Annotated in this window: 13 protein-coding genes; 8 read left to right on the top strand and 5 right to left on the bottom strand. The window is 63.1% G+C overall.

Going from position 1 to position 20,626, the window contains the following annotated elements; genetic code table 11:
- Positions 1-4 precede the first annotated feature (4 nt).
- From C5B85_RS06625 to C5B85_RS06595, 7 genes are all read left to right on the top strand, one after another.
- Entirely contained in the window at positions 5-2,335 is a 2,331-nt protein-coding gene (locus C5B85_RS06625; RefSeq protein ID WP_104285240.1) for a DUF6049 family protein, read from the top strand.
- A 2-nt stretch (positions 2,336-2,337) separates the two neighbouring features.
- Positions 2,338-4,419, top strand: coding sequence for a murein biosynthesis integral membrane protein MurJ (murJ, locus tag C5B85_RS06620; protein ID WP_219819358.1), 2,082 nt, complete (start codon positions 2,338-2,340; stop codon positions 4,417-4,419).
- 71 nt (positions 4,420-4,490) lie between these two features.
- Positions 4,491-5,483: a thioredoxin-disulfide reductase gene (gene trxB, locus C5B85_RS06615; RefSeq protein WP_104285535.1), complete on the top strand. Its 993-nt coding sequence runs from the start codon at positions 4,491-4,493 to the stop codon at positions 5,481-5,483.
- Positions 5,484-5,591: 108 nt separating this feature from the next.
- On the top strand, positions 5,592-5,915 hold the full coding sequence (trxA, locus tag C5B85_RS06610) for a thioredoxin (protein WP_104285239.1): 324 nt from the start codon (positions 5,592-5,594) through the stop codon (positions 5,913-5,915).
- Positions 5,916-5,952: 37 nt separating this feature from the next.
- Positions 5,953-6,438 carry a Cys-tRNA(Pro) deacylase gene (gene ybaK, locus C5B85_RS06605; protein ID WP_104285238.1) on the top strand — a complete coding sequence of 162 codons (486 nt, stop codon included), beginning with the start codon at positions 5,953-5,955 and terminating at the stop codon, positions 6,436-6,438.
- Positions 6,439-6,542: 104 nt separating this feature from the next.
- Positions 6,543-7,865 (top strand): PLP-dependent aminotransferase family protein, encoded by a 1,323-nt coding sequence (locus tag C5B85_RS06600; protein WP_104285237.1) that lies wholly within the window; start codon positions 6,543-6,545, stop codon positions 7,863-7,865.
- Positions 7,866-7,900: 35 nt separating this feature from the next.
- Positions 7,901-8,863 (top strand): D-alanine--D-alanine ligase, encoded by a 963-nt coding sequence (locus C5B85_RS06595; protein WP_104285236.1) that lies wholly within the window; start codon positions 7,901-7,903, stop codon positions 8,861-8,863.
- A 101-nt stretch (positions 8,864-8,964) separates the two neighbouring features.
- Here the strand turns inward: C5B85_RS06595 and C5B85_RS06590 are convergent, their stop codons facing one another.
- Complete coding sequence (locus C5B85_RS06590; RefSeq protein WP_104285534.1) at positions 8,965-9,927, bottom strand: ParB/RepB/Spo0J family partition protein; 963 nt, start codon at positions 9,925-9,927, stop codon at positions 8,965-8,967.
- On the opposite strand from C5B85_RS06590, the gene C5B85_RS19140 reads away from it, so the two are divergent.
- Positions 9,926-10,315 carry a hypothetical protein gene (locus C5B85_RS19140; protein ID WP_181064312.1) on the top strand — a complete coding sequence of 130 codons (390 nt, stop codon included), beginning with the start codon at positions 9,926-9,928 and terminating at the stop codon, positions 10,313-10,315. The genes C5B85_RS06590 and C5B85_RS19140 overlap by 2 nt on opposite strands.
- A gap of 118 nt (positions 10,316-10,433) precedes the next feature.
- Here the strand turns inward: C5B85_RS19140 and C5B85_RS06580 are convergent, their stop codons facing one another.
- The 4 genes from C5B85_RS06580 to yidC form a co-directional block, all read right to left on the bottom strand.
- The gene (locus C5B85_RS06580; RefSeq protein WP_104285235.1) at positions 10,434-11,357 is read right to left on the bottom strand and encodes a ParA family protein; all 924 of its coding nucleotides are present in this window, start codon (positions 11,355-11,357) and stop codon (positions 10,434-10,436) included.
- Between the two features lie 6,786 nt (positions 11,358-18,143).
- Positions 18,144-18,782: a 16S rRNA (guanine(527)-N(7))-methyltransferase RsmG gene (rsmG, locus tag C5B85_RS06570; protein ID WP_104285233.1), complete on the bottom strand. Its 639-nt coding sequence runs from the start codon at positions 18,780-18,782 to the stop codon at positions 18,144-18,146.
- Between the two features lie 281 nt (positions 18,783-19,063).
- On the bottom strand, positions 19,064-19,573 hold the full coding sequence (locus C5B85_RS06565) for a R3H domain-containing nucleic acid-binding protein (protein ID WP_104285232.1): 510 nt from the start codon (positions 19,571-19,573) through the stop codon (positions 19,064-19,066).
- Between the two features lie 42 nt (positions 19,574-19,615).
- A complete protein-coding gene (gene yidC, locus C5B85_RS06560) occupies positions 19,616-20,626 on the bottom strand; it encodes a membrane protein insertase YidC (protein WP_104285231.1) in 1,011 nt (336 codons plus the stop codon).

The raw sequence follows: 20,626 nt of genomic DNA, 5'->3' as shown, positions 1-20,626 counted from the left end.
GGTCATGGACCACGCACCGCGCGCAGCTGTGCCACGGTTCCTGCGTGCCGCTGCACGCCGGGTTGTCCCTGCGACGCTCCTGGCGTCGCTGCTGGCACTCGGGGTCGCCGGTGGCGCGTCAGCAGCACCCACGAGCCAAGCGAACCCGGCCACGATCGTTGCCTCAGCGGCCGAGCCGCGAGCGATCGCCGACGCCCCTGACGGGCAGGTCTCGGTCTACGCAGCACCTGCCGATGGCGGGCTCGTGCAGCCCGGCGGGGCCCTGGTCGTCGAACTGGTCGTCGTGAACAAGACCGAAGCTGACCTCGAACCCGCCCAGCTCGAGCTCGCTGTTGGGTCGTCGACCATCGACACGCGGTTCGCCCTTGACGCGTGGAGCGCATCCAGCGACGAGGCTGCGGTCGAGCGACTGGACGTCGTCGCAAGCCTCGCGACGGCGGCCGTCGCTGCCGGGGAGACCACTCAGGTCAGCGTCTCCGTGCCAGCTGAGGGGCTTCCCTTCGCGGCCACCGATGACTTCGGCCCGCGTGCCATGGCGGCAACATTCACGGATGACGACACGAAGCTCGCGCAGGCCCGCTCCACGATCGTGCTCAACGGGCCAGTCGCGGCTCAGCCGACGCTCGTCTCAACCGTGGTCCCGATCACGTCCGGACTCGTCGCGAACGCGGACGAGGCGCTCCTCAGCAGCCAGCACCTGACCGAGGAGACCGCTCCGGAGGGGCGCCTCACGCAGGTGCTCGCTGCAGTAGAAGCCAGCCCGAGCACAACCGTGGCAATCGACCCGCGCATCCTCGTGTCGATTCGCGTGCTCGGCTCGGCTGCACCCCGCTCCGCGACCGACTGGCTCACGAGGCTCGAAGCGCTCGAGAATCCGACGTTCGAGCTGCCGTTCGCAGACGCGAGCCTCACCCTGCAGTCGCAGTGGGGTGCCGCAGAACCCCTGCAGATCCCGAACTTCGACTTCGCCATCGATCAGGCCAACTTCGCAGAGCCCTCGGCGACCACGACAGCCACCCCCACGCCGACGCAGAGCACCGGCTCAGCGATGCAGCCACCAGCCGAGGAAGCCGTTGATGGTGAATCGCCAGCGACGACCGAGGAAACGACGGCTGCACCCACGCCGACCGAGTCACCAGAGCCGTCGGCACCGCCGCTGCCCACGACCGAGAGCCTGGTGAGCTTCGACTACACGATGACCGGGGTTGTCTGGCCGCAGGCAGGCACCGTGCAGTCCACTGACCTCGCCCGCTTCGAGACCTGGGGCGGATCGTCGATCATCCTCGACGACACCAACGCGAGCACAAGCGCGGAGGCCAACTTCACCGAGAGCGCGCAGGCCGTCGTCTCCGGTTGGAACGCGGTCATCGCGGAGCGGATCCTCGACAACGCCATCGACAACGCGGTGCACGCATCGACGGACGAGGAGTGGAATGAAGCGGCCGCTCGCGTGGCGACGCTCCTCGCCGTCGTCACACGCGAGCTCCCGAATGAACCCCGCACCCTTGTCGGCACCGTGACGCGCGACGAGTTCGACGGCGAACGACTCGCACAGACGCTCCAGTTCATCGACGGGCTCAGCTGGGCGACACCGACACCGCTCACGTTCCCGAGCGACGACGACCAGGACCGCCGTGAAGCGACACTCATCGACGGCACCGTGGGCGAGCAAGCGCTCAGCCGCATGACATCCGCCATGCAGGCGATCGAGCGCGCGCAGACGATCTCGACGATCTTCGACGACCCCACCGACTACAGCGATTCCGTGCGCACCGCGAGCATCGGGTCCCTCTCGACGGGCTGGGCGAAGTATCCGGTTGAAGCGCAGACGGCGGTCAAGAACATCCGCGACTACGTCACCGTCACCGAGTCGTACGTGCAGCTCGGTGACACGAGCGAGGCGCTCATCGTCGGCCGCGACACTGAGCTCCCACTGTTCGTGTCGAACGCCGTGCCGAATCGTAAGGTGACCGTGCTGGTCGAACTCCAGCCCACCACCGGAGCCGTGGAGACAGGTGACGCCGTTGCGCTCACGATCGAGACCGGCTCCATGGCCCGAGTGGGCATTCCCATCACCGCCATCGCGAACGGCGCGACCTACGTGAACGTCAAGATCATGACGCCGGAGGGCGAGCCGCTCGCCTCGACGAAGCAGATCCGACTGGATGTGCGCGCCGAGTGGGAGGGCATCGCCATCCTCATCGCGAGCATCGGCCTCGCCGTGCTCTTCGTCGCCGGCCTCGTGCGCACGATCCGTCGCCGACGCGCGGCGGTCGCCGGAACATCCGGTGACGTGACCGACACCGTCAACGCGACCGAGAGCACCAAGGAGTAAGCATGGCTCAGGGCATCGCGCGGGCGAGCGCGCTCCTGGCATCGGGCACCATGGTGTCGCGCGTGCTGGGCTTCGTGAAGGCCATCGTCATCGCTCAGACCATCGGCGTGATCGGCGTCTCCGCCGACGCGTTCGCCGGCGCGAACCAGCTACCGAGCAACATCTACTCGATCATCTCGGTGGGCCTCCTCAACGCCGTCATCGTCCCTCAGGTCGTCAAGGCGGCCAGGCACGAGGACGGCGGGCAGCTCTACGTCAACCGTCTCGTCACGCTTGCCATGGTGCTCCTCGGCGGGTTGACGATCCTCGCGACGGTCGGGGCGCCCATCATCGGCGCCCTCTACGGTGCGAGCCTCAGCTCGGAGCAACTCGGTCTGCTCGTGGCATTCGCCTACTGGTGCATGCCGCAGATCTTCTTCTACGGCATGTACGCCGTGCTCGGAGAGATCCTCAACGCACGCGGGCTGTTCGGCCCGTTCGCGTGGGCACCCGTCATCAACAACGTGGTCGGTATCGCGGGGCTGTTGCTCTTCAGCTCTGTCTTCGGCGCCGACCCGACGGGCGATGGACGCAACATCGACTCGTGGGACCCCACGATGATCGCGATGCTCGGTGGCACGGCGACAATCGGCGTCGCGATGCAGACGATCGTGCTGCTGTTCTTCTGGCGGCGCGCCGGGCTCCGCTTCGGCCTCGACTTCCAGTTCCGAGGCACCGGCCTCGGCCAGGTGGGAAGACTGGCAGGCTGGACTCTCGGGATGCTGCTCATCATGCAGCTCGCGGGCCTCGTCGAGACGATCGTCGCGAACGTCGCCTTCGGTCGGGCGGCATCGATCGCTGCCATGCAGAACGCCTTCCTCATCTTCGCCTTACCGCACGCTGTCATCGCAGTGTCCATCGCTACTGCCTTCTTCACACGCATGAGCGCGGCAGTGAGTGACGGCAGACCCAAGGACTTCATCCGCGATCTCTCCGAGGGATCACGCCTCATCGGCATGTTCCTCGTCTTCTCTGGATTCGGCCTGGCGCTCGTCTCCGTCCCTTTCGCGCGCATCTTCGCGTCGACGGATGCCGGCATCAACTCCATCGCGATGACGCTTGTCGCCTTCCTCATCGGCCTCATCCCCTTCAGTGGTCTGTTCCTCGTGCAGCGCGCGTTCTACGCGCTCGAGGACACCAGGACCATGTTCTTCGTCTTTCTCTTCACCGTGCCGCTGCACATCTTCGGCATGGCACTCGCCGCGATCGGCCCGTTCGAGCTGATCGTCGTGGGGCTCGCCCTCATGCAGTCGATCATGTCGACGCTGCGGCTCGCGATCCTGCTCTTCATCCTCCGGAAGCGGATGGGGCAACTCGACTTCGCGAACATCGCCCGCTCATACCTGCGCTTCACGATCGCCGCCGTCGCCGCCGCCGTTCCCGCCCTGCTGGTCATGTTCCTGCTCGGCACATTCCAGGAAGACGGTTTCCCGCGCTCCGGCATCTTCCAGGCTCTCATCTCCTGCGCGATCGGCGCCGGCGTCATGGCGCTCTTCTACTTCCCGCTGCTCTGGCTCCTCAAGTCGACTGAGTTCCGCGGCTTCGCCGGCCCGGTGCTGGCGCGCTTCGGCATCAAGAGCGGTGGCCCATCGGATGCGGCGCGCAGGGAAGAGGAAGCGCTCGACGAGGACATGCTGGCGAACTTCCCCGACAGCGCCGCCGTCTCCGGCAACGACTCCGCACCCACTCCTTGGAATCTCGCGTCAGAAGATGCCGATGCTGAGGTCAGCGAAGACCGCAGGCAGGCCGAGGAACAAGAGAAGCGCGAAGAGCGCGTCAATGCTGCGTCGTGGGCATTCGGGGGCGCGACCGAGGACCTCTCGACGGCCGGCATCATCCTGCCCATGCACACTCGCACGACCGAGATTCCGAAGGTCGGACGGCAGGAGCCCCCGCGCACGCGTCGGGAGCGTCGCGAAGAGGAACGCCGGGCTGTGATCGAGCTGGCCGCCCGCCGTGAAGAGGAGGCTCGCCTCGCCCGAGAAGCCCGCGGCGAGACGGATGAGCTCAACGGGCGCGGTTCAACACCTCGTCCGAAGGAATAGTCGCTAGTCTCAACGCGTTTGCCTGTATGTCGAGCCGCGATTCCCGCGACTCGGAGAAGTGCGGAGGACTCATGCGGAACGTCATCATCATCGGCTCAGGCCCCGCCGGCTACACCGCTGCCATCTATGCGGCACGTGCTGGCTTGAAGCCGGTTGTCATCACCTCGAGCGTCGAAGTCGGCGGCGAGCTCATGAACACGACCGACGTCGAGAACTTCCCCGGTTTCCCCGAGGGCATCCTCGGTCCAGACCTCATGGAGCGCATGCAGGCGCAGGCCGAGCGTTTCGGCGCGGAGCTCGTCTACGACGACGTCGTTTCTGTCGACCTCGACGGCGACGTCAAGAAGGTCTCCACGTCGTACAGCGGTGACTTCGAGGCGCGCACCATCATCATCTCGACGGGTTCCGCGTACCGGAAGCTCGGCCTTGACGCGGAAGCTCGCCTCTCGGGCCGTGGAGTCTCCTGGTGTGCGACCTGCGACGGCGCGTTCTTCAAGGACCAGCACATCGCGGTTGTCGGCGGCGGCGACTCGGCCATGGAAGAGGCGACCTTCCTGACGCGTTTCGCGAGCAAGGTCACGATCATCCACCGCTCAGAGAATCTGCGCGCATCCGTCATCATGCGGGAGCGCGCCGAGCAGAACCCGAAGATCGACTGGATGCTCAACTCGCGCATCGACGACATCACGGGTGAGACGAGCGTCGAGTCGGCAAGCGTCCTCAACACGGACACCGACGAGCGCACCGAACTGCCCGTCACGGGCGTGTTCGTCGCGATCGGCAACGACCCGCGCATCGACCTCTTCAAGGATGTCCTCGACATCACCGAGGAGGGCACCATCTGGGTGGACGGCCGTTCGTCACGCACGAGCATCCCTGGTGTCTTCGCGGCCGGCGACGTCATCGACCCCCACTACCGGCAGGCCATCACGGCCGCAGGGTCCGGCACCGTAGCGGCGCTTGACGCCGAGGCGTTCCTCGCGGCGCTGCCGGAGCCGATCGCTCAGGAGTCCGAAGACCAGGCTGCTGCTGCGGTGACGGAGAGCGAAACCGTCATCGTCTGACCGTCGGGGCGTTTCGCCAGCCGAAGTGGGTCATCCGCTCAATCCGGGCAGGCACTCGGCACCGAACACCATTCACCACGAAGCACGACAACTCCCACGGAGGTACAAATGTCAGAACCGATCGTCGCCACCACGGCGAACTTCGACCAGATCGTGGCAGACGCCCAGGGTCCCGTCATCGTCGACTTCTGGGCGCCCTGGTGCGGCCCGTGCCGTCAGGTCGCGCCTGTGCTCGACCAGATGAGCGAAGCGCACGAGAACCTCTCCATCGTCAAGGTCAACGTCGATGACGAGCCAGACCTGGCCATGAAGTTCCGCATCACGAGCATCCCCGCCCTCAAGCTGTTCTCGAACGGCGAGGTCGTCAAGGAGGTCGTCGGCGCCTACCCGCGTGCTGCCCTCGAGAAGCAGTTCGCCGACTACCTGGGCTAAGCCGCTGGGCTGAGGCTCAGAGTCAGGTTCAGCAGTCATGGCGAGAGCGCCGATCACCCCCGCGACGAAGGCGCTCGACGCGGCCGGGGTCGTGCACGTGGTTCACAGCTACGTGCACGACCCCGGCGTCTCTGCGTTCGGGGCCGAGGCGGCCGAGAAGCTCGGCATCGACGAGGCTCGCGTCTTCAAGACGCTCGTGGTGCAGCTCGACGAGAAGCAGTTGGCCGTCGCAGTTGTGCCCGTCAGCGGGTCGCTCGACCTGCGCTCCCTCGCCCAGGCGGCGGGCTGCAAGCGCGCGGCCCTTGCCGACACCGCGCTCGCTGAGAAGCGAACCGGCTACGTGCGGGGCGGCATCAGTCCGTTCGGGCAGCGGATGCGCTTGCCCACCTACCTCGACGAGTCGGCCTTCGCGCATCCCACGATCTTCGTGTCCGGCGGGCGTCGAGGCCTCGATATCGAGGTCGCCCCGGACGCGTTCCTCTCGATCACCGAGGCCGTTCGGGCCGTAATCGCGCGCGACTGACCCCGCACGCCACAGGGTCGGGCAGTCCACTTCCTGCATGCGGTTCGCGAGCGAACTGTTCGCGCGGGCGTATCCTGGGATTTCGACTCTCGCGAAGGAACCCCGTGACGCATCCAGGCGACGTCGGCCCGCAGACAGGCCGAAACCTTGACCCGTGGTACACCAGCTACGCCGACCGCACCGCCGGTCTGGCCGCCAGCGAGGTCCGAGCCCTCTTCGCCGTCGCCTCCCGCCCCGAGGTCGTCTCCCTCGCCGGCGGAATGCCGTTTGTGCAGGCACTCCCGGAAGAGCTCATCCACTCTGCCTTCACGACGATGATGCGCGAGCACGGATCCGAGGCGCTGCAGTACGGCGGAGGCCAGGGCATCCCCGAGGTGCGCGAGCAGATCCTGCAGGTCATGAGCCTCGAAGGCATCAACGATGCCTCGGCCGACGACGTGGTCACGACTACCGGGTCGCAGCACGCGCTCGATCTCGTCTCGAAGCTCTTCCTCAACCCCGGCGACGTCGTCCTGGCCGAAGCCCCCAGTTATGTCGGCGCGCTCGGAACGTTCAAGTCCTACCAGGCTGACGTCGCCCACGTCTCGATCGACGAGAACGGCCTCATCCCGGAGGCGCTCGAGGAGACCATCGCGCGTCTGCGCGTCGAGGGCAGGACCATCAAGTTCCTGTACACCGTCGCGAACTACAACAACCCGGCCGGCGTGACCATGAGCCTCGAGCGGCGCGTCCGCGTGCTCGAGATCTGTCGGCGCGAGCACATCCTGATCCTCGAGGACAACCCGTACGGGCTCCTGTACTTCGACAAGCCGGGTCTCCCCGCGCTGCGCTCGATGGACGCCGAGAACGTCATCTACCTTGGCTCGTTCTCGAAGATCCTGTCGCCCGGCCTGCGCGTGGGTTGGGCGCTCGCCCCGCACGCCATCCGCGAGAAGCTGATCCTCGCGGTCGAGGCTTCTATCCTGTCGCCGTCGACGTTCAACCAGTGGGTGGTGACCGAGTACCTGCGGCAGAGCGACTGGCAGCAGCAGATCGAGGGGTACCGGGCTGTGTACCGCGAGCGTCGAGATGCCATGGATCAGGCGCTCAATGAGTACCTGCCGCAGCTCAGCTGGACAAAACCGGACGGTGGCTTCTTCGTCTGGGTGCGCCTCACCGAGCAGCTCGACTCGAAGCAGATGCTGCCCCGCGCCGTGAAGGAGCTTGTTGCCTACACGCCGGGCACCGCGTTCTTCGCCGATGGGCGTGGTCGCCACGAGATGCGCCTCTCGTTCTGCTACCCCACCCCCGAGCGCATCAAGCTCGGCGTGCGGCGCCTCGCGAACGTCATCAACGGCGAACTCGATCTCGTCGAGACGTTCGGCACGTCCACGCGCCGCGGGCGGGACGAAGACCGCGTCACCACACCCCCGCCGAACATCTCCTGACCGCGGCACCTGACTCTCCTACGAAGGGAACTCCATTGAGCATCGAGGGCCTGCACGTCGTCATCCTTTCCGGCGGCATCTCGCACGAGCGGGACGTTTCCCTGCGCTCCGGCAGACGGGTCGCGGATGCGCTCGGCCGCGCGGGTGCGGAGGTCACCATTCGCGAGCCTGACGCGTCGCTGCTCGGTTTCCTCGAGGAGACCAAGCCTGATGTTGTGTGGCCGCTGCTGCACGGCTCGAGTGGCGAGAACGGTGCCCTGTACTCGCTGCTGCGCGCCGGACGTTTCCCGTATGTCGGCTCCCGTCCGACTTCGGCGCGGCTCGCGTGGAACAAGGCGACCGCGAAGGCGCTCGCGAAGCGCTCCGGCTTGTCGACACCCCCGTCGATAGTGCTTGAGAACAGCACCTTCCGCGAACTGGGAGCCGAGGCCGTGATGCGGCTCATCGCGCGCGGCATCGAGCTGCCTGCGGTCGTGAAGCCCGTTGAGGGCGGCTCCGCCCAAGGCGTGACGTCGGTGGCGAGCTTCGAGGAACTCCCGCAGGCGCTGGTCACCGCATTCACCTATGACGACACCGTCATCATCGAGAAGCGCATCGAGGGGCGTGAAGTGATGGTTGGCGTGCTCGACCTCGACGGAGAACCTCTTGCGCTCCCCGCAGTCGAGGTCGTGCCGAACAACGGCGTCTACGACTACGAGGCGCGCTACAACGCCGGTGAGACGACGTACTACGCGCCGGCGAGGCTCTCCGAGGACGAAGCTGCGCGCGTCAGCGAGGCGGCACTTCACGCCGTGGCGTCCATCGGTCTCTCCGACGTGGCCCGTGTCGACTTCATCGTCGACGAGGCCGGAGTGGTGTGGTTCCTCGAAGCTGACCCCATCCCGGGTCTCACGGAGACTTCTATCGTTCCCCTCGGCATCGAGGCTGACGACTCGGAGCTGAGCGCCATCTACGCCCAGCTCGCTGCGGCCGCAGCCGCGCGCGGTCCGCTCGAGTAGCAACGGCCGTTCGACCCGCAGGACCTGAACACGACTGAAGCGGGTGGATGTGCCTCTCGGCGCATCCACCCGCTTTTGTTGTCCTGGGTGCCACCCAGCAGCTATTTGCCGGGTGCTGACTCGCCGAGTTCCTCGAGGATGCGGTTGAGGTCGGCGATCGACGCGAAGTCGACGACGATCTGGCCCTTGGTGCGCCGCAGGGTCACCTTGACGCGTGTGTTGAGGCGGTCGCCGAGCTGCTCGCCGATCTCGTCGAGGTAGCCGGTGAGGCCGCTGCGTGGCTCCTTGTGGATGGGTGCCTGAGTGTCCGCTTTGGCACTGCTCGACTTGGCGGCTGCCGCTTCCGCGGAACGGACGCTGAGGTCCTCGTTCACGATCTTGTCGGCAAGCTGCTGCATAGCTGCCGGCTCGCCTGCGCTGAGGATCGCGCGAGCGTGGCCGGCGGAGAGCACACCGGCAGCCACGCGACGCTGCACCTCAAGCGGCAGGCGCAGGAGGCGGAGCGTGTTGCTGATCTGCGGACGCGAACGGCCGATACGTTCGGCGAGCACTTCCTGCGTGATGCCGAAGTCGTTGAGCAGCTGCTGGTACGCGGATGCCTCTTCGAGGGGGTTCAGCTGACTGCGGTGCAGGTTCTCGAGGAGCGCGTCACGAAGCATGACGTCGTCTTCGGTGTTCCGGATGACGGCCGGGATGCTCGGCAGCCCCGCTGCTTTCGTCGCACGGAGGCGGCGCTCACCCATAATGAGCTCGAAGTCAGCTTCGTCGCGCAGCGGGTGGTCGTCTGGGATGGGGCGCACGACGATCGGCTGCAGAACGCCGAACTCTCGGACGGAGATGATGAGTTCCTGCAGCGCGCTCTCATCGAACTCGGTGCGGGGCTGGTGCGCGTTGGGGACGATGCGGCTTGGGTCGAGAGCTCGCAGGGTGGCACCGGGGATCTCGATGAGTCCGTCCGAGTTGTCGTCACTACTGTCGGGGGCGGTGTCTCCACCGCGCGTAGCTGCGGAAGCGTCAACATCAGTTACCGTGCTCGCGGCCAGTTCTGACGTGTCCTCAACCATGCTTACTGAATCGATGTTCTTCGATTCAGTGTCCTCCTTGGCCCCTGTTGCCGTGTCTTTTGCCGTGTCTTTTGCCGTGTCGTTTGCCGTGTCGTTTGCCGTGTCGTTGGCGGTCGCGGCGGCCGTTGTTGCTCGTGTCTTCGCGGCAGCTGCTGCGCCTGCCCTGGGCTTAGTTGCCGTCGTTTTTGCCGTGCCTGACTTGGCCGCGGCTGGTGTGGCCGTTGGAGTCTTGGCGCGCGTGGTCCGAGTCGCGGGCGTCTTTCGCTTTGGTTCCTCGGCTGCTGATTCAGCGGCGGTCGTCGTCGAGGGAGCCGCCTCGACCGCGTCGCTGGCGGCGTCTGGAACCTTCGTGGCTGCATTGGTACGCGTCGATGCAGTCGTGGGGTAGGCAGGCGTTTCACTGTCGAAGAAGACGTCTGAGGGGCGTGATGCGCCTCTGTCCGAGGTGGGGATGAGGGAGCCGATGCCTCGTCCTAGTCCAGTGCGTTTTTTGGTTGCCATGGTTGTTATGCTCCTCGCTGGGCGATTTCGACGGCCGCTTCGAGATACGCGATCGCGCCGGTCGAGGTTGGTTCGTGCGAAATGATGGTCTTGCCGAAGCTTGGCGCCTCGGAGATGCGGACGGTGCGCGGGATCGCAACCTTGAGCGTCTCTTGGGGGAAGTGTTCGCGCACGTCTGCGGCGACTTCCTGTGACAGGTTGGTTCGTCCGTCGTACATGGTTAGCAGGATCGTTGTGAGTCGAAGCTGTGGGTTGAGGTCCTGCGACAGGAGGTTGAGGTTGGCGATCAACTGGCCGAGACCCTCGAGCGCGTAGTACTCGCACTGGATGGGGATGAGCACCTCGCGGGCAGCCACGAAGGCGTTGATTGTCAGCAGCCCGAGGGAGGGAGGACAGTCAATGAAGATGTAGTGAAACTCTTCTTCAGTACCTGTTGTCTCGTCGAGGAGGGCAGCGATGGCCTGACGCAGTCGGTAGTCGCGCTTATCGAGGTTGACGAGTTCGATTTCGGCACCGGCGAGGTCCAGCGTCGCCGGGACGCACCACAACGTGTCGATGTCGGGGCATTGCTGCATCAGCTCGCTCAGCGGTTCGCCGTCGAGCAGCGCCTCGTAAGTGCCGGCCGTTTCACCGCGGTGCTCGATGCCAAGCGCCGTCGACGCGTTGCCCTGTGGGTCCAGGTCGATGACCAGAACGCGTGCGCCGAGCGTCGCGAGTGCGGCTGCCAAGTTGACCGCTGTAGTGGTCTTACCAACGCCACCCTTTTGGTTGGAGACAGTGAAGATGCGCGTGTGGTCGGGGAGGGGAACTTCCTTCTTGACCAGGCTTTTCCTCCGCTGGTTCAGCTCGGACAGAGCTGTCGCGAGCGGTGAATCGTCGAGCCCTGACGCGGGTGGCGTCGCGGCATCGCCGGCAGATGAAGCTTTCAAGAATGCTCTCCCTCAAGTAGACGTCTCAATTGTGCCCCACATCCTCGCGGGAAACGCGGTGACGCTCAGAGTTGTGGAATCGCGCACGTTCCACCCGGCCTGTTTCACGTGGAACAGACGTGGTGGTTTCAACTTCAACTACAGGGTTCGGCACGCGGCAGTGAGACGAGAACGCTTGTCCGACACCCTGAAGCTGGGTTCTCGACGCGCGTCACAAACGAGGAGGTGCGAATGACTCTTGGTCGGACGCCGACCGTTCCACGTGAAACGCGACCGTTTCACGTGAAGCCGACGCAGTTCAGCTCGCCGACGCGGTTCAGCTCGTGCTGCAAGCTGTTCCACTGAGCAGCCTTGTCCATGGTTGATAGATCAGTAGGGGACGTCGGCCGTCTGTGAGTGCAGGTAGCGTGCCGTATCGGGCCCGAGGCGAGCTTAGGAGGCGTCCCACCCTTGACAGTCGAATGATCCCCAAGACATCGAACACCCAGCACGCTGTATGAGCCCGAATACGACACAGCCACACTAAGCAGCTCGGCTACCGAGTGGAGCAGGTAGTGGTGTGTGTTGGGGTTGGGGTTGGGGTTGGGGTTCTCGGGCTTCCCGGCCACAACCACCATCCCAATGAGTTCCAGAGACTGGTCATTGCGAGCACAGAGTCCGCAGCGAGATGCGGAGTGGGATAACAAGCAGTGAAGACAAATCAAGCAGTGATGACGGGGGCGGCGGAGCGATCAGTCTTTGATCGGGTAGCAGAACAGACCTTGCCGGGGACCAATTGACCGAACTCGGTTGCCAGCCGTGCGCTGCATCGCACAGTCTCTGTGATCTCGTCCATCGCCGACGTTTTCTAAAGCCGAACGAAGCAAACCTGGAAACCTGTGTAGCAACTGCATCTTCAGCAAAACCAACGCGCGCCAAACAAACGTGTTTCACGTGGAACAGCCGCAGATTGTGCACATCCCGGATACGGGACCAGTGTCGGCCGGACCGACCGAGTCTGCCTCTCCGACTCGGCATTCGTCCGTGCCGCGTGTTGACCGCGCTTAGCAATCAGCCGAGCAGTCACGCACTCAACTCGGGATGTGCTCGTATGCGCTCATGGCCGCGCTCACCAGGATCGCCGCTGGAAGACAGGGATCTCACCCGCGCCGGCCGGCGTTCATGGTGAAGATCATAAGGGGAATCAGTCGGTCGTGGCCCGACTCCAGGGTGAAACGAAGCAGACGACGAAGCTTCCCGATTCAGGTTCTGATAGGCGCGCATTCGCGACAGACATGCGTGAACGCACCCCAAACTTGGAGTCGTAGCCGTCGTGGTGGGAGTCCCCAAGCTTCTACTGCGAAGCGGAGCACGGACTGCTCAACGACGAGAAGCACCTAGTATCGAGCTCGTAGTGAGGAGCTCACAGCTCACAGCTCACAGTACTGAGCTCGCGGTTCTCCAGAGCTCTCTCTCCCAGCGCGGGCAAGACTATGCGGCTGCAACCTGACCCAATAGGCTGCCGCCCTCCGAATCCACGAGACGCGTCACCAAATGCTCCCTATTGTGAAGGAGGTCGATTTCGGTGATTCACACGCTCAGCATCTCGACACCCTCCGCGCGTCCGAGAATTCCCTTCGCAATGTTCGTCGCGACATGCAACTCATTGAGCGCGAGCGCGGCCCGCCACGTGTCCGCCGGGACCACTTCGTTGAGTCGGATCGCTACACTCTTGATCTGAGGTCCAGGCGCCCGACTTCGAGGCCCAGTTCCTGCGGTTGAGTTCCACGTGAAACATCGCTTCTTGCAAACACTTCTGACATCTACCGCGGCACGGCCTAGCTTGTCCCTCACTCTCAGCCATCAGCCAGAGCCTGTAGGTGTCACTTCGTCCAGTCCCAAGCGCCCTCCTTCCCTCACACATCCTTGCCTAGGGCGGCGAGTCTCGAACGTGCAACTGAGCGCGAAGACTTGTGGTGCGCCTGGCGACAGCCAATCGTCAAGACCAACGAAATTGCGCACACCTCAGCAGGAACTATCTCACCCCGGCAGCGAGCAGCGAGAGCCTGCCGAAAAACCGAGAACTAGACCACCCTCGCCGCATGCCAAAGCGTAGATAGCTATTCAGTGAAGCGTGTCCCGCTCGTCCAGACGGCAGGAGGGGATGTGTTCACTCACAACTCGGGAGAGAGAAGCCAATTGGCTCCGCGACACATTGCGAGCTCTGTTTCGTTTCACGTGGAACACTTCTCGCCTCCATGCGTTTGCGCTCAATCGGGCACTATGTATTCGTTTCATGCAAAACACTTCTTAGGTTGAAACTCAAAAGAACACGGCAAGGCATGGGATCCAAGACAGAGCGGCCGGGAGTGTTTCACGTGAAACACCCGATCGGCTCACGCAAACTGCCCAACTTGGATTCATTCCTTGTCGCTGCTGTAGAGCGGCTGGCAAGCGTAAGAACCACCACACCCAGTCCGTGCGCGGACTCACTCCAGCCGCACTGGCACTCGAGCTCAATTCGCGCCCAATACCGCTCCGAGAGAGACCCACATCGCCCTCGGAAGCGGCTCAATCTCGCGATCATCGCGCCCAGGCGAACCGAGGATTTCCACGAACGGAGGAAGGTGGACGTCCTGCCCACCCTCGAGATACATACCCGTGAAACACAGATCATCGTCGTTAGGACGACTCTTTGCCCTCCATTGCGCCCCGACTGAGACCGTCTGTCTGAGCATCAGCAAGGAGCGCACTGCACAGGCGGCCACACAGCACAGGCCGCCACAGAGCGCAGAGCGCAGAGCGCAGAGCGCGAGCGCAGAGCGCAGGCAAGCAGCGCGGAGGGAGTACCGACTGCTGAACACCAGACACGAGACCAAAGGACAAAGGACAACATGTCGAAGACAGACAGTGAAACCTCGACTCCACGAAACAACGCACAAACTATTGTGTTGCCGGCCACACCAATCCGCTGTTGAAGGCCCGACCCAAAACGTTCGGTCTTCTGGGGCCCAGCGATCCAGCGGCGCGTTTCACGTGGAACGCATCACCAAGCGGTCCAGCGGTGCGTTCCACGTGGAACGCTGAAGAGGCCCTACCTTTCACTTGATCACGGAGTCTCCGAAGAGCCGGCTAAGCCGACCGTCGGCTGTTGGGAACTTGGGCTCATCCACCGAAAAGCACCCCCAGTGAAGCCGAGGCGATCCGATGGGAAAGGGCACATTCACCTCTGCTCGACACTCGACAGCACAACCACGATGCGATCGACGAGCAGTTGCTGGCGTCTCTGGCATGAGACCGGCTGCATGAAGCCACGGCCACCAGGCGGAAGGCATCAGGCATAGGCCAGATGCAGGGCAGGGCACGCAGGGCACTAAGCACTGAGCACGGGGCACGGGGCACGGGGCATGGGGAGCTGCTGAACACGAGTGGCCCCGGGCACTGGGTACTGCGCGGCCGCTGGGCACGAGAGGGCCGGAAGAACCCGGCACGAGGCCGATAGGCACGAGCCACAAGCCACAAGCCACAGAGTATGTAGTACTTCCAGCACACCAGAAGACGGGCACCCGAGCAGAATCCTGAGAGACGCGACGCTGAGTACAGCACTGCGAACCCAGAGCCACACCGATCGGTCACGAGAAGTCCGACACAAGCGAGCACTGGACTGCACCGAGCAAGGCAGCTGGGTTCGGCACGGAAACTCCTCTCCGTTGGGCGTCTGACCTCCAGCACTCGGGCGCTGTATGCCCCGCTGCCGAACGACCTCGAAGGCCTTGTCTGGGGCATTCTGATAGTCGGTCTACGGAGCTCGCGCGTGCTCACTTGGGGCTGCAGTATCGTGCTCGGCAGGGGGCTGGGTAGGTAGCTGGACGGTACATCGACACCGTGCAGGAGGTGGCCTTGCAGTCCGACAGGGAAGCTCAGACTGCTCTTGCATTGTCCCTCCACGACCGCGAGTAGCGCGCGGCTCAACACCCGTCTAAGAAAAGCCAGCGAGGGCCCCCCCGCACCAGATCTACCGGGCTGGTCACCGGGATCGACCGGCATCCAATTGCGATAGACCCGCGCCGGTGCATTCTGGCTGTCCTGATGGCCTCCCTCCTCGTTCCACGTGAAACAACAGCTAGCGTCCGACATCTCGAACGAACATTTCCGATACCTAGTTCCTGAAACTCAGATGGTCTGGGTCGGGCCTACTCACGATGTGGGCGCGAGTTGTGTTGCCTGCGGATCGTAGATCGGCGTCAGATTTCGCCAATGTGCCCCTGGGCTCGCGACCTCGTTCCGTGGTTAGTGGCGTGAGAGCGATTGACCCCCGTCCTATGAAGTCACTAGCCATATGACGAGGGGACGGGACGGGACGTGACGGACCCGTCGGTGCTCGGAACCAGCACTTGTGGTTGTCACCAACGCAAGCGGCACCGATACTCACATCGACGCCGTCAGTGGCAGTGCACGCGCCAGTAGCACTGACAATGGCGGCAGCAACAAGAGCGACAGCGGGAGAGACTGGTGGCGCTGCGCTCCGTGTCGCGTTTCTTGGAAGGTAAGTCCACTTCGGACTCTCGTTTCCCTGAGCATCGCACGTCCACTTCCAGGGCCAGCGCGACTCTCATCGCTCAACACACAGGCAAGGGTGCTCATGGTGTCCCGCGGTAGATGGATGGCATGCACAAAGCGCGCAGGACCAAGAACTGGACCGAACAAGAACAAGAACAAGGGCCAGAACCAGAACAGGAGCAAGAGCAAGAGCAACAGCAAGAGCAAGAGCAAGAGCAAGAGCACTGCACTAACTAACCTCGGACCGCTCACTGCTACGCAGAAGCACAGGTGGGTTGGCTTGACACTCTTGACCGAGCTCACGTCGAGCCAGAGCGCACGCAGACAGCTGTCGCCGCACGTGGGCGGGTGTGTTGTCTCGGCAAAGCCGTTCCACGTGAAACGTAATGAGCCGCCTGCGCACTAACTACGCGGCGACAGTTGCAAGGTCGTCGAACTCTAGCGAGAAGTGCTGGCGTCGACGGGTTCGGACTTCGGACCGACAAATCTCGGATAGGGACCTCCGCCGGCCTCACATGTTCCACGTGAAACTTGATCAGTTCGGCTTTTTCACCCGTCGTATGCCCACATCATCGGCCTTCACAGTATCGGGCTCTGAACAGCCGACTGGAGAACCCCTGCCGCCTGGCACCAACACCGGCCGCGCAACCTGAGCGACATCTAGACCCCTGGAATAGACGCATACTCTTGCGTCCATTTTCGGAGGCTACCGTCGTTGTTGCGGATGGGGCCCGCTTGAAGTGATAAGACCCACGGAGGACTCGGCGGTCTCGACGGACGGAGGGACCGTGGCTCAGCGCCGATACGACAGTGGACCGAGTTGTGCCACCGGATGAGCTCACCTGAAAGCGCTGACTTCTCCGGCTGCAGCATGAAGCGTCCCGGATTGCTGCAGCTCGAAGAAACTAAAGCCCGCATTTCAGCCCACGCCAATTTCGCTCGGCAACCCTGCCTGCCTTGCCATCCCCGCCCTGCCCTCCCGTTCCCTGCCACCCTCACCCTGCCCTGCCGTTCCTGTCGTTCCCTGTTTATGCCCTGCCCTGTCGTTCCTTGTCATGCCTGTCCTGTCCTGCGTGCCTTAGCTCAGGAACAGTAAGTTCTGAAGAATCAACGATGGGCCTTGGCTTTGAGATACGCGCTAGTGGCAGTAGCAATAGTCAGCGCGTATGAGGTAGTCGCACCGCGATGACCAGTCGCCAGACTTCGTTCCACGTGAAACCACCGCGAAAACGATTGAAAACTTTCAAACCGCGATTGCTGCTCCCAACCACAGAGCCGTTGCGGTGTACTACCTTCGGTTCGCCGATGCGTTCCACAGTTCTGACTGTCTATTGAAGTACCGTCTCTGCCGACGTCAAAGGGCCTCATGTTGGTCGAGCGCGGGACCAGCAGCGTGTGCACCCCCCTGCTGCTACACTCGCGTGTTCGAGTGTGTGCCCTGCTCAACACTGCCCTTCGAATCGACCGAGAGACGGCGAGCGGGTCCAGTGACAGAAATTGTCGCCTGTCACGCCACCGACCCCGGCCCCAACGCGCGGCCACCAGTCACGAAGGATCGCAGGTCCTGCGAGTAGCGAACGTGTAGTTGACTACCGGCAAGCGAGCAACACTGCACCTGCCGACGAGAGGGTGACTACGCGAGCGAGGGTCACTCGGCGCAGAGGAGTACACACCTGCCGAACGACGCTAGCCCGGAGAGAGTGCGGGTGAACCTCTATGCCGCAAGGCAGCACAGGACTGCGCCGCACACTGCGCCGCAGACTGGCACTGCACTGCACTGCACTGCACTGCACTGCACTGCACTGCACTGCACGTAGCTTCATCCGTGTCAGACAGACACGGATCCACGTACTGTACGAGAGCAACCCCAACCCCACCACAGCCAGCTGAATCATCAACAGTCTTCGAGCCGCTGCTCGACCTAGACACCTGACGTTCCATGTCTGCACCGGCTCAAATCTTCAAAGTTTCACGTGAAACAGTGCCCGAAATCGTCTCTGCACGGACGCATCTACAAAAGTTGCCATAACGAGCTCGAATCGCGAGCAGAATTGCGCGCTCAGCCCCGTGGGCACAGTACTCGCGTCTTCAGCGAGGAGAACCGCACGAGATGCAGAATTGCATTAAATATCCGCGGCGACGAGCGTGTACGAGGCTCAACCGAGGGAATTTCGAATGACTGCGTTGAATCGGCGTAACTCGATCCAAGACTCACGCTCTCAGCAAGCGGGCTCGCAACTAAACCTTCTATTCGACCGTCGCCCGGATGACGCGCGTGGTCTCAGTGTCGAGCCCTTCGCCAAGCTCCTCGACGCGCACGTCGGTGAGTCCGAACTTTCGGATCGCCTTGCTTGCCTTCTCGATCTCGGCCTCGGCAGAGCGTCCCTTGAGGAAAACCAGTTCACCACCAGAACGAACGAGAGGAACCGTGATCGGAATTAGCTTGCTGAGAGCTGACACCGCGCGCGCCGTTAGCTGATCAAAGGTGAACTCATCGTGCACCTCTTCCGCACGAGCGCGACGCACCTGCACGTTTGAAATGGCCAGAGCATCCACCTCACGTTGCAGCCACTCCGTGCGACGCTCCATCGGCTCGATCAGCACGAAGTTCACGTCAGGCCGGGCGATCGCCAGCACGAGTCCGGGGAGACCGGCACCCGATCCGATGTCACCCACGAGCCCCGGACGCAGAAGCGGCGCCATGAGCACGGAGTTCACGACGTGACGAGTCCACAGCCGCGGGTACTCCAGCGGCCCCACCAGCCCGAGCTGCTCCCCATACTTCGCGAGGTCAGCCGTAAAAGCCCGAGCAAGATCGATTCGCTCCCCGAACAGCTGCGCGGCGATGGCCGGCTCAACCTCGAGTTCAGTTGGCTGCTCAGTCATAGAGAAAATCCTCTCGCAACAAAAATGTATCGACAAGAACGCACTGCAGTCCCGTGGCCAGCTGCAGCCAGTCTGACACGACGTTGACGCCTCGGACATCGCCGCCGAGATATGCACGTTCGTCATCCTGTGGATAACTATGTGGAGAACTCACGAGCAAACAAAATCACGACGAAGATCAAGGAATACACTCGCTGACCAGGTCTTTTAGTGCAAAGCACTACTCAACAACGAATCAGCGGGATTGGGACTGTGGAAAGTCCTGTGGATAAGTCTGTGGATCAGGCCGAGGCCCCGGGGCGAATGACCGTATGACGCTCACGCGCCTCACCCTCCGACTCAGAAACGTAGCCACGCTCGGAGACGATGTCGTGCACGATTTTCCGCTCGTACGAAGACATGGGTGGCAGCGCCGCAGACGAGGCCCCCTCTTCGATACGCGTGATGGCGCGGTCTACGAGGCCTGCGAGCTCTCCACGGCGCGCCTCACGCGACCCGCCGATGTCGAGAATGAGCCTCGAGAACTCACCTGTCTCCGCCTGCACAGCGAGACGGGTCAGATGCTGCAAAGCATCGACAGTCTCACCGTCAGCAAGCTTCGAGAGGTTCGACTCTCCATCCGAATTGACCGAGATGTACGTACGTGCCTCGCGAACCTCGATGTCGAGGTCACCGTCAACGTCACTGATGTCGAGGAGCTCTTCGAGGTAATCAGCAGCGATGTCGCCGTCGTCACGGGAATCCGGTGCGCTCTTCCCGGCGGGGATGGCCTCGGAGGTTGCTTCAGTCATTCGTGTTCCTTATAAAGACAGTGGGGCGACGAGAGTGGGAAACTACTTCTTCGCGGGAGGAGTGCTCTTCCCCGACGTACCACCCGTGTTGGGCTTGCCGCCGGTTGCCTTCTTCTTCGCGCGGTTCTTCGAAACCGGCTGAGCACGCTGCGCTGGCTGCTGCATGGGGGCCTCAACGATGACATTCCCCTTCGAGTCCTTGCGTTCAGGCTCGACCCACTTGCCGCGAGCCTTGAGACGGTCCTCGCGAGCCTTAGCGGCCTCGGAGCCGGGCGTCGGCATGTTGCGGATGATGATGTACTGCTGGCCCATGGTCCAGAAGTTGGAGATAAGCCAGTACGTCATGACGCCGAGCGGGAACATCACGCCGGATACGAGGAATGTGAGGGGCAGGATGTACAGCAGCATCTGCTGCTGGCGGTACATCGGCGACTCCTTGGTCGCCTGCGACACGTTCTTGGAAGTGATCTGCTTCTGTGTGATGAACTGCGAAACCGTCATCACAACGACCATGACGCCGGCAAGGATCTGCACGCCCACGTTGCCATCGTTGTTCAGGAACGTCGCGCTGAGCGGTGCTCCCCAGATGTCAGCCTGAGAGAAGGAAGTCGCAAGCTCTTGGTTGAGCGCGCCAACACCCACCGTGTTGTGCTGCGCGCCGTTCAGCACAGAGAACAGACCGAAGAAGATCGGCATCTGCACGAGGAGGGGCCAACAGCCGGCCATCGGGTTCGACCCGGTGCGCTGGTAGACGGCCATGGTTTCGCGACGCATGGCCTCCATCGAGAACTGGTCGCGCTTGCCCTTGTATTTGTCCTGGATCTTCTTGATCTCAGGAGCGACGTCCATCATGGCGCGCTGGGACTTCACCTGCTTGACCATGAGGGGGATCATGGCGGAGCGAACCACGAGCACGAGGCCGAGGATCGCGAGGATCCAGGTCCAACCATCAGTGCCGTTGAGACCGAGCGTCGTCCACAGCGTGTGGAAACCGACCAAGATGAGCTCGATGACCCATTTGATCGGCCACAAGATGGTTCCGAGGATATCCAT

Origin of the sequence: Pseudoclavibacter sp. AY1F1, assembly GCF_002931075.1 — a bacterium.
Classification (GTDB): Bacteria; Actinomycetota; Actinomycetes; order Actinomycetales; family Microbacteriaceae; genus Pseudoclavibacter.
This window is presented reverse-complemented; position numbering and strand designations above follow the sequence as displayed.

Bases quoted from the DNA above. Each gene is read 5' to 3' on its own strand.
- C5B85_RS06625 (WP_104285240.1), top strand. From the start codon at position 5: ATGGACCACGCACCGCGCGCAGCTGTGCCACGGTTCCTGCGTGCCGCT.
- murJ (WP_219819358.1), top strand. From the start codon at position 2,338: ATGGCTCAGGGCATCGCGCGGGCGAGCGCGCTCCTGGCATCGGGCACC.
- trxB (WP_104285535.1), top strand. From the start codon at position 4,491: ATGCGGAACGTCATCATCATCGGCTCAGGCCCCGCCGGCTACACCGCT.
- trxA (WP_104285239.1), top strand. From the start codon at position 5,592: ATGTCAGAACCGATCGTCGCCACCACGGCGAACTTCGACCAGATCGTG.
- ybaK (WP_104285238.1), top strand. From the start codon at position 5,953: ATGGCGAGAGCGCCGATCACCCCCGCGACGAAGGCGCTCGACGCGGCC.
- C5B85_RS19140 (WP_181064312.1), top strand. From the start codon at position 9,926: ATGCTTACTGAATCGATGTTCTTCGATTCAGTGTCCTCCTTGGCCCCT.
- C5B85_RS06590 (WP_104285534.1), bottom strand. From the start codon at position 9,927: ATGGTTGAGGACACGTCAGAACTGGCCGCGAGCACGGTAACTGATGTT.
- rsmG (WP_104285233.1), bottom strand. From the start codon at position 18,782: ATGACTGAGCAGCCAACTGAACTCGAGGTTGAGCCGGCCATCGCCGCG.
- C5B85_RS06565 (WP_104285232.1), bottom strand. From the start codon at position 19,573: ATGACTGAAGCAACCTCCGAGGCCATCCCCGCCGGGAAGAGCGCACCG.
- yidC (WP_104285231.1), bottom strand. From the start codon at position 20,626: ATGGATATCCTCGGAACCATCTTGTGGCCGATCAAATGGGTCATCGAG.